The organism is Bacillus sp. KNSH39, assembly GCF_052656585.1.
This window is the reverse complement of record NZ_JBQXYO010000001.1, coordinates 3,815,072-3,830,480: the sequence shown is the minus strand read 5'-3', so window position 1 is coordinate 3,830,480 and position 15,409 is coordinate 3,815,072. Positions and strand designations below refer to the sequence as shown.

The 15,409-nt window shown below is 34.1% G+C and carries 13 protein-coding genes; 9 read left to right on the top strand and 4 right to left on the bottom strand.

Annotation, left to right across the window (positions count from 1 at the left end):
- Nucleotides 1-4 precede the first annotated feature (4 nt).
- The 3 genes from rlmH to ACUL40_RS19500 all read left to right on the top strand — a co-directional run bounded on the left by rlmH (nucleotide 5) and on the right by ACUL40_RS19500 (nucleotide 3,669).
- Nucleotides 5-484, top strand: a complete 480-nt coding sequence (gene rlmH, locus ACUL40_RS19510) for a 23S rRNA (pseudouridine(1915)-N(3))-methyltransferase RlmH (protein ID WP_001027000.1) — start codon at nucleotides 5-7, stop codon at nucleotides 482-484.
- Between the two features lie 68 nt (nucleotides 485-552).
- Entirely contained in the window at nucleotides 553-2,571 is a 2,019-nt protein-coding gene (locus tag ACUL40_RS19505) for a GAF domain-containing sensor histidine kinase (RefSeq protein ID WP_445422766.1), read from the top strand.
- Nucleotides 2,572-2,790: 219 nt separating this feature from the next.
- A complete protein-coding gene (locus ACUL40_RS19500; RefSeq protein ID WP_000713630.1) occupies nucleotides 2,791-3,669 on the top strand; it encodes a radical SAM/SPASM domain-containing protein in 879 nt (292 codons plus the stop codon).
- A 39-nt stretch (nucleotides 3,670-3,708) separates the two neighbouring features.
- Here the strand turns inward: ACUL40_RS19500 and pepF are convergent, their stop codons facing one another.
- Together pepF and guaC are read right to left on the bottom strand one after the other, a co-directional pair.
- Nucleotides 3,709-5,526: an oligoendopeptidase F gene (gene pepF / locus ACUL40_RS19495; protein WP_445422767.1), complete on the bottom strand. Its 1,818-nt coding sequence runs from the start codon at nucleotides 5,524-5,526 to the stop codon at nucleotides 3,709-3,711.
- 136 nt (nucleotides 5,527-5,662) lie between these two features.
- On the bottom strand, nucleotides 5,663-6,646 hold the full coding sequence (gene guaC / locus ACUL40_RS19490) for a GMP reductase (RefSeq protein ID WP_000432447.1): 984 nt from the start codon (nucleotides 6,644-6,646) through the stop codon (nucleotides 5,663-5,665).
- A gap of 475 nt (nucleotides 6,647-7,121) precedes the next feature.
- On the opposite strand from guaC, the gene dbpA reads away from it, so the two are divergent.
- Nucleotides 7,122-8,567, top strand: coding sequence for an ATP-dependent RNA helicase DbpA (dbpA, locus tag ACUL40_RS19485; RefSeq protein WP_000039350.1), 1,446 nt, complete (start codon nucleotides 7,122-7,124; stop codon nucleotides 8,565-8,567).
- Nucleotides 8,568-8,607: 40 nt separating this feature from the next.
- On the opposite strand, the gene ACUL40_RS19480 is transcribed toward dbpA, so the two are convergent.
- Nucleotides 8,608-9,168 (bottom strand): DUF1836 domain-containing protein, encoded by a 561-nt coding sequence (locus tag ACUL40_RS19480; RefSeq protein ID WP_000427879.1) that lies wholly within the window; start codon nucleotides 9,166-9,168, stop codon nucleotides 8,608-8,610.
- A 164-nt stretch (nucleotides 9,169-9,332) separates the two neighbouring features.
- On the opposite strand from ACUL40_RS19480, the gene trhA reads away from it, so the two are divergent.
- From trhA to ACUL40_RS19460, 4 genes are all read left to right on the top strand, one after another.
- Nucleotides 9,333-9,980: a PAQR family membrane homeostasis protein TrhA gene (trhA, locus tag ACUL40_RS19475; RefSeq protein ID WP_001099728.1), complete on the top strand. Its 648-nt coding sequence runs from the start codon at nucleotides 9,333-9,335 to the stop codon at nucleotides 9,978-9,980.
- Between the two features lie 184 nt (nucleotides 9,981-10,164).
- Nucleotides 10,165-11,181 carry a UDP-glucose 4-epimerase GalE gene (gene galE, locus ACUL40_RS19470; protein WP_000996540.1) on the top strand — a complete coding sequence of 339 codons (1,017 nt, stop codon included), beginning with the start codon at nucleotides 10,165-10,167 and terminating at the stop codon, nucleotides 11,179-11,181.
- A gap of 445 nt (nucleotides 11,182-11,626) precedes the next feature.
- Nucleotides 11,627-12,217, top strand: a complete 591-nt coding sequence (locus ACUL40_RS19465; protein ID WP_000542569.1) for an AmiS/UreI family transporter — start codon at nucleotides 11,627-11,629, stop codon at nucleotides 12,215-12,217.
- 99 nt (nucleotides 12,218-12,316) lie between these two features.
- Complete coding sequence (locus ACUL40_RS19460) at nucleotides 12,317-13,204, top strand: NAD-dependent epimerase/dehydratase family protein (protein WP_017657607.1); 888 nt, start codon at nucleotides 12,317-12,319, stop codon at nucleotides 13,202-13,204.
- Between the two features lie 88 nt (nucleotides 13,205-13,292).
- Here ACUL40_RS19460 and sodA read toward each other — a convergent pair whose 3' ends face one another.
- On the bottom strand, nucleotides 13,293-13,919 hold the full coding sequence (sodA, locus tag ACUL40_RS19455) for a superoxide dismutase [Mn] (RefSeq protein WP_063538266.1): 627 nt from the start codon (nucleotides 13,917-13,919) through the stop codon (nucleotides 13,293-13,295).
- Nucleotides 13,920-14,136: 217 nt separating this feature from the next.
- Here sodA and ACUL40_RS19450 point away from each other — a divergent pair, with 217 nt between their 5' ends.
- A complete protein-coding gene (locus ACUL40_RS19450) occupies nucleotides 14,137-15,207 on the top strand; it encodes a nitric oxide synthase oxygenase (protein WP_221818497.1) in 1,071 nt (356 codons plus the stop codon).
- Nucleotides 15,208-15,409 lie beyond the last annotated feature (202 nt).

The following is a 15,409-nucleotide window of genomic DNA, read 5'->3' as shown; positions in this document are numbered from 1 at the left end:
ACGTGTGAATATCTCGATTATTTCAATTGGGAAATTAAAAGAAAAATATTTGAAACAAGGTATAGCAGAATACTTAAAACGATTATCTGCATACGCAAAAGTAGAAGTAATTGAATTGCCTGATGAAAAGGCGCCAGAAAATTTAAGTGAAGCAGAAATGTTAATTGTAAAGGAAAAAGAAGGTATACGTATACTGGATAAAATTTCTGATGACACACATGTGATTGCATTAGCTATAGAAGGAAAGCAAAAGTCATCAGAAGAATTCGCGATAAGTCTAGATCGCCTTGCTACATACGGAAAGAGTAAAGTCGCATTTGTAATTGGTGGATCACTTGGACTAAGCTCAGAAGTGATGAAGCGTTCAAATGAATCTCTTTCTTTTTCAAAGATGACATTGCCACACCAATTAATGCGATTAGTGTTGCTTGAGCAAGTGTATAGAGCGTTTCGGATTAATCGTGGTGAACCGTATCATAAGTGATGTATTCTATATAAAACACTGATATTATCATATTTATTTTATTATGCCTATAACTGGAGGCTATGTGAATGGTAAGTGATCAGACGAGATATTCTAGGCTCGCGAATATAACAAAAATAATAAATACGAAATTAGAACTACGTGACGTATTGCAGCGTGTGACAATGGCGATATCAGAGGAGATTGTTAGGTGCGACGCTGTTGGAATTTATTTACCCCAGGAAGATGGAACATTTAGAGGGTTTGCAGGAAAACCAGAGACTATAAATGGTGTAACGCTCGATACTCAAGTAATTGATCCTGAAATAGACTTACTGGCAAAAGAAGTTATTGAAACGAAAAGAACCATCTATATTCCTGATACCTCAAAGGATCATCGACCAGATCCGAGACCGGTTAATGCATTCAAAATTAAGTCCTTATTAGCTCTGCCTATCTCATTTGGGCAAGATTTATTTGGTCTGGTTTTTTTATTTGATTATGGAATTCCGATGAACTTAACAGATTCAGAAATTCAAAGTGTTGAAGCTTATGTAAATATGGCTGCGGTTGCAATTCAAAACGCAAATAATTTAAAACAAAAGGAAAACCTTATTGCTGAGAAACAACTGTTACTAAATGTTACACGTGATTTATCGATGTGTTCCTCGATACAGGAGAGTTTTGATAAATGCTTTTTTTACCTAGAACAGATTTTAGAGAGTAAAAATATGACTGCTCATCTTCTAGATCCGCTAGACAAAACAACAATTAAAACAACGAAATTAAGTAAGGACTGTCATTGGACAGAAGCGGATTGGACAGAGAAAAGCTATGAAGCCAAGATCCAAGAGGTTATTCAAACAAAAAATATAGATAGTAAGGGTCTATTGATGATTCCATTGGTTTCAATGGGAGAAGTATTAGGGGTAATAGTCGTTGGCAAAGAAGGAAAAGCTCACAATTATGATGATTCCCAACTTCAACTAGCAAAATCTATCGTTGATGCCACAGCCCCTACGTTTTCGAATTTGTTGTATATGGATCAACTAGAGAGCATAGTGGAAGAGCGAACGAGAGAGCTAGCTGCTGCTAATGAAAAAGTTACAAGTGTGATTGAATGTATTACGGATGGATTTTTTATTTTAAATAATAAATGGGAATTTACGTACGTAAATAAGCACCAATATTTTCCGAAAAGAAAAACAGCAAAAGATGTATTAGGAAAGAATATATGGAATGTTTTCCCGAGTGAAATTGAAACAGTTATGTATAAGGAATTTCATCGTGCGATGTCAGAGCGAACTACAGTTCATTTCGAATTTCTTTCTACTGCAGATGAATATTGGCACGAAGTTATTGCATACCCATATGATGATGGTATTTGTTGTATTTTTAAAAACATAACGGAAAAAAAGAAATATGAACAGGAATTGAAAAGATTATCCAATATAGATTTAATAGGGCAAATGGCAGCAGGTATCAGCCATGAAATTAGAAATCCAATGACAACAGTACTGGGATTTTTACAGTTATTAAAAGAAGAGAATACCTATGAGAAACATAATAAGTACTTTCATTTAATGATTGAAGAACTTAACCGTGCCAATTCTATTATTACTGAATTTCTCTCAATGGGTAATACAAGGAAATTGGATTTGCAGATGTTAGATTTAAATTCAATTATCCGCGATATTATTCCTTTAATAAAGATTGATACGTACAATCAAAATAAATATATTCAAGTCGATACAAATGACATTCCAGAATTACTTTTAAATCGTAATGAGATACGGCAATTATTAATGAATCTATATCGTAATGGCTTAGAAGCGATGAATACAGGGAAAGTTCTAACCATTAGCACTTACAAGGAAGGTCAAAATTGTGTGGTGCTTGCAGTGCGGGATCAAGGAAAAGGTATCAGGTCTGAAGTATTAGAGAAACTGGGTACGCCGTTTTACACGACCAAAGATAATGGAACTGGATTGGGGTTAGGTGTATGTTATGCCATTGCTGCCCGCCATAATGCAAAAATAGAAATTCAAACAGGATCGGAAGGCACTACCTTTTTTGTTAAATTTAATTATGAAAATAATAAAAAATAACCTTATTTAGAATAGTTACGATGAGCCGTATCATAAATAAATTTATTCTTTGTATATAAAAGGATAAAAAGACCATTGGACAAAAATTACCGATGGTCTTTTAAATATTATTAGATGGTGTGTAGATTTCCTAAAATAAGTATGTTTCTATTTCCATAAAAATATGCTGTAATATGAAGAGGAAAAAGTATAAGTAGTTAGAGAAGTGAGGAATTAAAGGTGAAGAAGTTTAAGAAGTTTTACTTGGAGATTACGAGTGTATGTAATCTTGCGTGTAGCTTTTGTCCGCCGACGGAAAGGCAGAAGCAATTCATTTCTGTGGAGGATTTTGCTAAAAGATTAGACCAAATTAAACCTCACACAGACTACATTTATTTGCACGTGAAGGGTGAGCCGTTGCTCCATCCGAAAATAGATCAACTATTAGACTTAAGTCATGAAAAAGGATTTAAAGTTAATATTACAACGAACGGAACGTTAATTAATAAGAGAAGACATAGGCTGTTAAATAAGCCTGCGTTAAGACAAATGAATTTTTCACTGCATAGTTTTGATGGACATCCAGGTTCGCAAGATAAAGAGGGCTATGTAAGGAGTATACTTTCCTTCATTAGGGAAGCGACAAGTCAATCAGATTTAATTGTATCGTTAAGGTTATGGAATTTAACTCAGGATAATAAAACAAATGCTGAAATCCAGAAAAATAGAGAGTTATTATCTATAATTGAAAATGAATTTGATCTAGCTTATCAAATTGAAGAGAAGCTTACACCAGGAAAAGGTATAAAAATTGCAGAACGTGTCTTTATTAATCAAGACTATGAATTCCAGTGGCCAGCATTACATGAGGAAGAGGATGATGGGAAAGGATTCTGTCATGGACTTCGTAATCAAGCGGGTATTTTAGCGAATGGAACAGTTATTCCTTGTTGTTTAGATGGTGAAGGGATTATTAACCTTGGGAATATTAATAATGATTCATTTTCTAACATTATTGAAGGTGAAAGGGCAACAAACATTGTCGATGGATTTTCGAAAAGAGTTGCGGTTGAAGAACTTTGCAGGAAATGTGGATATCGCAAACGTTTTGGGAAGTAAATATGAAATAAGCCCTCATTAAAGCGAGGGCTTATTTTTTTATTCTTGATAAGAATGCTCTAATTCATCAATTAATGAACCAACGTAAGAAACAGCTTTACGGATTGCATCTGGTTTTGACATATCTACTCCGGCATGTTTCATTAGTTCAAGTGGTTTCATTGTACCACCAGCACGAAGCACATCTAACCAGCGATCAATAGCAGGTTGTCCTTCCTCTTTAATCATTTGAGCTACTGCAGTGGATGCAGTGAGGCCTGCGGAATATGTATAAGCATATAGACCCATATAATAATGAGGCTGACGCATCCAAGTTAAGCCCGCACCTTCATCGATTTCTACAGAATCTCCCCAGAATGTCGAAAGGACATTTGTTTTAATTTCAGTTAAAGTTGTAGCTGTAAGGGCCTGTCCTTTTTCTGCTAGAGCATATACTCTACGTTGATATTCACCCTCAAGTAAATGAGTAACAAAGTTGTGATAATATGTGCCAAGTAGTTGTAGAATGACCCATCTGCGCATTCTCTTATCGTCAGTAGTCGCTAGTAAATGCTGAGCTAATAGTAATTCATTCATGGTTGATGGTGCTTCAACAAAGTACATAGATGGGCGTACGTTCATGATACGTTGGTTTTTATTTGCTAAATAGAAATGACCAGCATGTCCAAATTCATGTGCTAATGTAAAGCATCCACGCATCGTATTTTGCCATGTAATTAAAATATAGGGATGAGAGCCGTATGGACTTGAGCAAAATGCCCCTGTTGATTTGCCTACGTTATCTGCAAGATCTACCCATCTTTCTTTGAATCCTTTTTGGATTATGGAACTATATTCATCGCCTAATACTTTTAAAGAATCTTGAATGAGCGTGCCTGCTTCTTCATAAGTAATCGCCGGATTAAATTCGGGATCTAAAGGTGCATGTAAGTCACAGAAAAGCATTTGATCGAGTCCTAATACTCTCTTTTTTAAATCTGCAAAACGGCGCATATGAGGTGCTAGTTCTTTATAAATAATATCAAGTTGGTTGTTATACATTTCAAGTGGAACCTTTTGTGGTTCTAATAGCATATGAGTAACGGATTCATATTTACGTAAACGAGAAAGTGTTACTTGTTTTTTTACTTCAGTAGCATATGTTGTGGCAATTGTATTTTTATATCGTTTTAGTGTGGAAACAAATGATGAATATGCTTTTCGACGTATATATGTGCTTGGAGAAAATTCATATCTGCTTTCAAATAATGAGAATGAAACAGGAAGTTCGTTTCCTTGTTCGTCTTGTATAGAAGTGAAATCCATATCGGCCAATTTAGTCATGCCGTAAATTTTGTATGGAGAACTATGAACTTCGCCAAGTGCAGCAAGTGCTTCTTCTGTTTCAGGAGAGAGTGTGTGCTGTCTTTTTTGTAGTATTTCTAGTAAAGATTTACGGAAAGGTTCGAGTTTTGTTTCTTCAGTTAAACATCTTTCAATTGTTCCTTCGTCGAATGAGAGGATTTCATTATGAATAAAGGATAGTGCAGTATGTACTTTCGTCCATAAAGCAGAAATTTTGGAAGAGTTCGCTTGAATACTTGGATTTGTACGATCAGTAGCTTCTTTTAAATTTGCATATGAGTACAGTTTTGTTAACGTCATTAAAAGCTCTTCTTCTAAAAGTAGGCAATTTAATAAAGTGTGGGAGCTAGTATGTAAATGCCCTTTAAATGAATCAAGTTTCTGTATATCATTTTCCAATGCGTTTAATGCAGTATGCCATTCGGCATCAGAATTATACAAATCGGATAAATCCCATGTTAGTTCAGCAGGTACCTCTGCGCGATTAAGGCGATTTTCTATTACATTTTTCAAGTCGTATCTCCCCCTTATTAAGACTATCTAAACACATGATACTAGAAAATTCAGTTAAATTAAAATGTTTTACATTTTCATATACAAAAAAGAAGGACAAGCATGAAAATGCTTGTCCTTCGAGTCAATTTAAGAATTAATATACTTTGTCACCATTGAAAATCGAGTTTTTCACGACAACATAATCTACAGTACGAATAGCGTCTAATTTTGTTCCGCCAGCGTAAGAGATAGAAGATTGAAGATCTTGTTCCATTTCGATTAACGTATCTTCTAAAGAACCTTTATGCTCAACGAACATTTTCTTACCTTCAACGTTTTTCTTCTCACCCTTTTGGAATTCAGAAGCAGAACCGAAGTATTCTTTATAAAGTTTCCCATCTCTTTCAATTGTTTCCCCTGGAGACTCTTCGTGACCAGCGAATAGAGAACCGATCATGACCATAGTTGCCCCAAAGCGAATAGATTTAGCTACGTCGCCGTGTGTACGAATACCACCATCAGCGATAATTGGCTTACTTGCAGCTTTTGCACACCAGCGAAGTGCAGCTAGCTGCCAACCACCAGTTCCGAAGCCTGTTTTAATTTTAGTAATACAAACTTTACCAGGTCCAATACCAACTTTTGTTGCATCGGCACCAGCATTTTCTAATTCTCTTACCGCTTCTGGAGTTCCAACGTTTCCAGCGATAACGAAGCTCTCTGGTAAATGTTTTTTAATATGTTGAATCATGTTGATCACAGCATTAGAATGACCGTGTGCGATATCAATCGTGATATATTCAGGTGTAAGTTGCTCAGCAGCTAATTGTTGTACGAATTCATATTCGTCCTCTTTTACACCAACGCTGATAGAAGCGATTAATCCACGTGATTGCATATCTCTAATGAATGAGATTCGTTTCTCTGGTTGGAAACGATGCATGATATAAAAGTAGTTGTTCTCAGCTAAATAAGTTGCAATTCTTTCATCAATAATCGTTTGCATATTTGCAGGCACGACAGGTAATTTAAATTTATGTTTTCCTAAAGTGACAGTTGTATCACATTCAGAGCGGCTATTTACAATACATTTTGCAGGAATTAATTGAATATCTTCATAGTCAAATACGTTTTCCATCATTTACACCCCTAAAATACGAATGTTTTATTTTTATTAATCAAAAATGTTCGTCCATAGGATAATTTACATTATTTTTATTAAGAAGTCAAAGGATTTCTTAACATTTTTTAAAAAAGTAGATTTTACATCTGAAAAAAAACGTTAAAAACGAATTTAAAACATTTTTTTGTTTTTATTGTTCGTTTATGGGAAGGGTTGAAAAATTAAGATAATTATACAAGGTTGTATGTATTCTTTTTATTTTTTTGATTGGATGTAGGATACTATAAAAAGGTTAATGCTAACAATACGAGCAAAAGATGTTATCAAGTAGTTGAACAATATATGAAATGAAAAGGTTTTTTTCTATATAAAAAGATGAATCTGGCATGATTCACCTTTTATGTGAGGTTTCAAGTATAATAAGTAGGGTGATAGTAACGTATACAAAAGATAAAAAAGAAAATAATACAGAATAAAATGAGGTTAATATATGAGTAAAAAAAGTTTTTCTGATTATAAATTAAGTAAGGAAATTGTAAGGGCACTTACTGGGTTAGGGTATGATCATCCAACAGAAGTACAAGGTGAGGTTATTCCAGTTGCATTACAAAAGAAGGATCTTGTTGTGAAGTCCCAGACTGGAAGTGGAAAAACAGCTTCATTTGGTATTCCACTTTGTGAAATGGTGGAGTGGGAAGAGAATAAACCACAAGCATTAGTTTTAACACCAACGAGAGAGCTTGCGGTACAGGTAAAAGAAGATATTACAAATATAGGTCGATTCAAAAGGATTAAGGCTGCGGCAGTTTATGGGAAATCTCCATTTGCACGTCAAAAATTAGAATTAAAGCAAAAGACACATATTGTAGTTGGGACTCCTGGTCGTGTGTTGGATCATATTGAGAAGGGTACCCTTTCTTTAGAGTGTTTGAAGTATTTAGTTATTGATGAAGCAGATGAGATGCTAAATATGGGCTTTATCGATCAAGTAGAGGCAATTATTGATGAATTACCTACAAAAAGAATGACGATGTTATTTTCAGCAACACTTCCAGAAGATGTTGAGAAATTGTCTCGTACATATATGAATTCACCAACTCATATTGAAATTAAAGCGGCTGGGATTACGACGGATAAAATTGAACATACTCTTTTTGAGGTGATAGAAGACGAGAAGCTTTCACTACTTAAAGATGTAACAACGATTGAGAATCCTGATAGCTGTATTATTTTCTGCCGTACACAAGAAAATGTAGATCATGTATATAGACAATTAAAACGAGCTAACTATCCCTGTGACAAAATACATGGTGGTATGGTACAAGAAGATCGTTTTGAAGTCATGGATGATTTTAGAAAAGGAAAATTCCGTTATTTAGTAGCAACAGATGTAGCTGCGAGAGGAATTGATATTGATAATATTACACATGTTATTAATTATGATATTCCACTTGAAAAAGAAAGCTATGTACATCGTACTGGAAGAACGGGACGAGCTGGAAATAGTGGAAAAGCTATTACATTTATAACACCATATGAAAATAGATTTTTAGAAGAGATTGAGGAGTATATTGGATTTGAAATTCCAAAGGCAATTGGACCTTCAAAAGAAGAAGTTATGAAAGAGAAAGCTGCATTTGAAGAAAAGATACATGCTAAACCAATTATAAAGAAAGATAAAAATGCAGACATCAACAAAGGCATTATGAAGCTGTACTTTAATGGCGGGAAGAAAAAGAAAATTAGGGCGGTAGATTTCGTCGGTACAATTGCTAAAATTAAAGGTGTTACAGCAGAAGATATAGGTATTATTACGATACAAGATAATGTTTCTTATGTTGAAATATTAAATGGAAAAGGACCACTCGTCTTGAAAGTCATGAAGACTACAACGATTAAAGGGAAACAACTAAAAGTTCATGAAGCAATTAAGTAAATAAAAAACTATCCACTTTAATAGGTGGATAGTTTTTTATTTATGATTCTTTTAAATCATCCACTAGTTGCTCCGCTAAACGTCTATACATATTACTCATAGTCACGAAGGATGTTAGTAGTAGAAATTTTTCTAGCTTTGTATCTTCTAAGGAAGAAATCTCATTTACTTCTGTAACACGGTTATTTACGTCTTGTTTAAAGCTTTCGACATTGCTTTCAGTAAGAGCAAGATAATTTTTGTATAACGTATTTAATTCGAATGAATCATCATTTAATAAGGAGTCATTTATAGTTTCTAATGAACTTTTTATATCGTTAATGGAGAGAGCTCCCTTTAATTGATAAATTAGGCTAATTAAAATCATATGCTCTTTTGAATACTTTTTATTTTTGATGGGGATGAATAGTTTTCCTTTTGCGTAATTATTAATCATGGTTTTAGTTAATACTTTTTCATCATCAGTTCTCGTTGTATCTGCATAAGTATTCTCAAATAGTTGAACAACTTGATCTACATATAAGTCAACATTTGGAATATCCTCAAGTTTAATGTTTTTTTCTAAATGCAATGTCTCAAGTAATTCATTTATATTTTCCACGTAGAATCCCTCACTTTTATAACTTAGTGGAACTTAATGTTTAATATATCTTTAAATATGGTATTACGAAACAAATGAATTGTAAATGTTGACCTTAAAAAGAAATGTGTATATAATTACATGTAGTTATCAAAACTACATGTAATTATATGAGGGGTGTTATTATGAATACTTATGTAAGGGAACCGGTTAATGCATTTACTCACTTAGGTGGAGCAATATTATCATTTATTGCCTTATTAGCTATGCTTGTGAAAGTTTCTATCAAGATGCCATCATTTGCTGCAATTACAGCTGTTATTTTGTTTGGTATTGGAATGATGGTCCTTTATACGGCGTCAGCTGTGTATCATAGTGTTGTGGCCAATGAACGTGTTATTTACTTCTTTAGGAAGCTAGATCATTCTATGATTTTTATATTAATTGCAGGTACATATGCACCCTTTTGCTTAATTACATTAAATTCAGCAAGTGGTTTACTATTATTTTGTTTAGTCTATGCAACTGCGATTTGTGGCATTGTATTTAAAATGTTTTGGTTTAATTGTCCAAGATGGTTATCGACAGCAATTTATATTACGATGGGTTGGTTAATTGTGTTATTCTTTGCACCGTTAGCTGAGAATTTAAGTACAGGAGGCATTATTTTCTTAGTACTTGGGGGCATTTTTTATACAATTGGTGGATTTATTTATGGAACAAAGCCAAAATGGTTAGAGTTTAAATATATGGGGCATCATGAAATTTTTCATGTTTTTGTATTATTAGGTAGTCTTGCGCATTTTCTAAGTGTATATTGTTATGTAATTTAATAAAAAAACGCCACATAATAAAAATTATGTGGCGTTTTTTTATTACCTGATTAGAATCGTATATGTTATAAATTTATTATGGGATAAAATGTAAGTTTCTGTGTTCGCATGTTAAACATAGGATAAGAAATATGTGATATACTTTGAGAAGTTTATAATGAATGAAATATGGAGGACTATAATTATGGCAATACTTGTAACAGGTGGAGCAGGATATATTGGTAGTCATACATGTGTAGAATTACTAAATAGCGGTTACGAAGTTATAGTAGTGGATAATCTTTCGAATAGCTCGGTAGAATCTATAAATCGAGTGAAAGAAATAACAGGAAAACAATTTAAGTTTTATAAAGAAGATGTTTTAAATCGCGAAGCGCTTGACGCAATTTTTGAAGAAAATGCAATTGAAGCAGTTATTCACTTTGCAGGATTTAAAGCTGTAGGGGAGTCAGTAGCGATTCCATTAACATATTATCATAACAACATTACAAGCACGTTAGTGCTATGTGAAGTAATGCAGAAACATAATGTAAAGAAGATAATCTTTAGTTCATCTGCAACTGTATATGGTATCCCGGAAACGTCACCGATTACGGAGGAGTTTCCATTAAGTGCAACAAATCCATATGGTCAAACGAAATTAATGATTGAGCAAATTATGCGTGATGTAGCATTTGCAGATGCAGAATGGAGTATCGCATTACTTCGCTATTTCAATCCATTTGGTGCACACGAAAGTGGGCGTATCGGAGAAGATCCAAATGGAATCCCAAATAACTTAATGCCATATGTAACGCAAGTAGCGGTAGGTAAGTTAAAAGAATTAAGCGTATTCGGAAATGACTATCCAACGAAAGATGGAACAGGAGTCCGTGATTACATCCATGTTGTGGACTTAGCAAATGGTCATGTAAAGGCGCTTGAGAAAGTATTGAGTACAACGGGAGTAGATGCTTATAACCTGGGCACAGGTATGGGCTATAGTGTACTAGAGATGGTTGAAGCGTTTGAAAAAGTTTCGGGCAAGAAAGTTCCTTATAAAATTACAGAGCGTCGCCCAGGTGATGTAGCAGTATGTTTTGCTGATGCATCGAAAGCAAAGCGTGAATTAGGCTGGGAGGCAACACGTGGATTAGAAGAAATGTGTGCAGATTCTTGGAAATGGCAATCAAATAATAAAAATGGCTATTTAGAAGTTTAATGATGTATATAAAAAAATGACCTTTGCATAAAAGCAAGAGGTCATTTTTTATTAATTTTATTAGCGAACCTAGAAAAGAGCGTTCGCTGTTTTAAATGATGTGATTTTACAATATCTTATGCTAGAAGGTAGTAGAATGAGATAGAGGAATGTATTATTTTATTAATTTTTTATAGAAATTGAAAGCGTATTATTGAAAAGTATTCCAACACTTGTATCATTGCTAGAGTCCGTTTATAATCAAGGAATCCTAGTTCATGTTTTAATAGGATTATTTATTATTGAAAGCGTTTTAAGTTCGCTCCTTTTTGAGGTAGGAGGTCTGACTTATTTGAATGAAAAATTATGTATGTAGTTTTAAATGGGAAGAAAAATAATATAAGTATCACTTTATAGTGTGGGGAGGTTAAAAGTGTGAAAGGTAAAGATTTTCACACGAATATATATGGGTTATGTAGGATTATTACTTTCAGGGGCAGCTTTATTTTTAAATAGTCTTGTTATATTAGGGAAAGCAGAGATGAAAAGTGCGGGTGTTTTTAATTTATTTGTGGGTGCACTACAAATTATTATTCCGTTTTATTTGATCATGATTTCTGACCAAAGCAATTGGACAGTGTATTCATATGCGGCTACTTTCTTATTTGGATTAACTTATTTATATGTAGGTGTTACTTTTATAAAAGGAATGGATAGTAGTGGTCTAGGATGGTTTTGTATTTGGGTAGCAATTATAGCCTTATTCTATATGGTTGTTTCATTTGTTCAATTCCATGATGTTGTTAATGCGTTAACGTGGTTTATGTGGGCATTACTTTGGTATTTATTCTTTGTATTAAATACACAAAAGAAGAACATTAATCAATATCTTGGAAGGATTGCCTTCGTACAATCATGGGTAACATTGACTTTACCTTCACTCTTTTATTTTATGGGAGTGTGGGGAGAGGGATTTGTATATGAACTATGGGTTTATGTATCAGTAATTTCTATTTTGTACTTCTGTTATTGTATTTATAAATATCGAGTACGTTAATATATTTTCTGTAGAAAAGCATGGAATCGTTAAACGAATTCCATGCTTTTTATATGTTGGCACTTATAATAGAGAGGTAGTATTTTACAATTTGCTAAAATGGGGATGATGAAGTTGAAAAAAGTATTGGTGCTAGGGGGAACAAGATTTTTTGGTAAACATTTAGTAGAAGCACTTTTGCAAGAGGGGCACGATGTAACGATTGCGACGAGGGGAGTTACTGAAGATTCTTTTGGTAGCACAGTAAAAAGAATAATTATTGATAGAGAAGATGGAAAGCTACTAGAAAAGCGTCTAGAAGGAAAAAGTTATGATATTGTATACGATAATTTATGCTATAGCTCGAATGCAGCGAAGATAACATGTGAAGTGTTACGAGGGAAAACGAAGAAATATGTTATGACATCTTCAATGGCCGTCTATGAACCTGCCCTAAGCTTATCAGAAGAAGACTTTAATCCGTACGATTATGCAATCGCGTATGGAGATAGGAATGACTTCAATTATGGTGAAGGAAAGAGATTAGCTGAAGCCGTTGTATTTCAACAAGCAACATTCCCAGTTGTTGCAGTTCGTTTTCCAGTTGTTATTGGAGAAAACGATTATACGAAAAGGTTACAATTTTACGTTGAATGTATTGTGAACCAAAAACCTATCGTTGTGGATCATGTAGATGGAACTTTGTCATTTATACATGAAAAAGAGGCAGGAGAGTTTCTAGCTTGGTGCGGAATGGAAAATGTGAAAGGGCCAATTAACGCCTGTAGTAACGGGGTAGTTTCTACGGAAGAAATTATTCATTTCATAGAAGAGAAGACAGGAATAAAAGCACTCATTCAGAAAGCTGGGGAAAATATAGCTCCTTATAATGAGGTAACTAACTGTACATTACATAATGGAAAGGCTCGTGAATTCGGATTTTTGTTCCGAGAGCTGAAACTAGAAATGAAAAATGTTTTAAAACATTATATAAATACAATGAAGTAATCATAAATCCCCCGGTGGCAATCCGGGGGATTCTGGAGGATTTCGACAATACTGATTTTACATTACCAAATTTACCTTATACGTACGACTAATGTTTTTTTGATTGTATTGCTTGTAAATACTTCTCGTTTACTTGGTCCCAGTTTACTGTATGCCACCAGTTGGTAACAAACTCTGGGCGCCTATTTTGATACTTTAAATAATAAGCATGCTCCCATACATCAATTACGAGTAAGGGGATTTTCCCTTCTTGCAAAGGTGTATCTTGATTTGGTGTACTCATAACAGAGAGTTCCTCACCGTCAAGAACAAGCCATCCATAGCCACTTCCAAAACGACTAATAGCTGCTTTGGAAAGTTGATCTTTTAAGTTGTCAAAGGTATTGAAATAATAATCAATTACTTTTGCAACGTCTCCATTAGGCTCACCGCCACCTCGTGGGCTCATCACTTCCCAAAAAAGACTATGACAATAGTGACCGCCACCGTTATTTCGTACAGCTGTAACAATTTCCTTCGGTAAAGTATCTAAATTACATAGCAATTCTTCTAAAGATTTATTATGTAATTCAGTATAATTTTCTAAAGTAGCATTTAAATTGTTTACGTATGTCGCATGGTGCTTTCCATGATGAATGGAAAGTGTATTGCTATCAATATGTGGCTCTAGTTCATCATAGTCATATGAAAGCTTTGGCAATTGAAATGAAGACATAACATTACCTCCTTTCTATTTAAAAAGTTGGTCTAGGTAAAAATACTTTACCTGAGTCAAAAATACACCCATTTTCCATATAAGTCAATAGTAAATCCATTAATTTTCTGAAAAATATTACAATAAAAGTAACACTCTCACTTTCATTTGTGACTCCTATCCTTTTTGCTTATACTGTAAAGTAGCAGGGTTTTGTTGAAATAGAAGGAGATTGTTTATGAGTAAAACGAAACAATTAATAGAGGAAGCAAGTAATTTTATTACGATTTGTTATAAGGAGCTTCATAAAGAACAATTGATAGAAGAACGTATAAAAGAAATTCAAATTGAGATAGAGAAGACAGGGACATATGAGCATACATTTGAAGAACTTGTTCATGGTTCACGAATGGCATGGCGTAACAGTAATAGATGTATTGGAAGACTATTTTGGAGTAAGATGCACATATTAGATGCGCGCGAAGTAAATGATGAAGAGGGTGTATATAATGCATTAATTCATCATATTAAATATGCAACGAACGACGGGAAAGTTAAACCAACCATTACGATTTTTAAGCAATATCAAGGTGAAGAAAATAATATAAGAATTTATAATCACCAATTGATTCGATATGCAGGATATAAAACAGAAACGGGAGTGATTGGTGATTCTCATTCCGCTACATTTACGGACCTTTGTCAGGGGCTTGGTTGGCAAGGAGAAGGTACGAATTTCGATGTATTGCCACTTGTGTTCTCTATAAACGGGAAGGCGCCTACATATAAAGAAATTCCGAGAGAAGAAGTAAAGGAAGTGCCAATTGAACACCCAGAATACCCTATTTCATCACTTGGAGTAAAATGGTATGGTGTTCCAATGATTTCAGATATGCGTTTAGAAATTGGCGGTATTTCTTATACAGCCGCTCCGTTCAATGGATGGTATATGGGAACAGAAATTGGGGCGCGCAACTTAGCAGATCATGATCGTTATAATTTACTTCCGGCTGTTGCGGAGATGATGGATTTAGATACATCGAGAAACGGTACCTTATGGAAAGATAAGGCGCTAATTGAGTTGAATATTGCCGTACTACACTCCTTTAAAAAACAAGGGGTTAGTATTGTTGATCACCATACTGCTGCACAACAATTTCAGCAATTTGAGAAGCAAGAAGCTGCTTGTGGTCGTGTTGTAACAGGTAATTGGGTATGGCTTATTCCGCCATTATCTCCAGCTACCACTCACATTTATCATAAACCGTATCCGAATGAAATTTTGAAGCCAAATTTCTTTCATAAATAATATTTAGTGCAGTTTTTTTCTGCAAAATATATTTTTTTTAATTACTGTTATGTAGCAAATGGAAGCCTTTACTCTCGGTTATTTTTGGAAGAGGCTTTTTGAACCATGGAGTACCTTATGTTATAATCAAATTTCTGTTTCGAAGACCTTATAGAAATATAAGGTCTTTTGTTTTGCTTTTTTATGTAAGAGGAAGAGAATT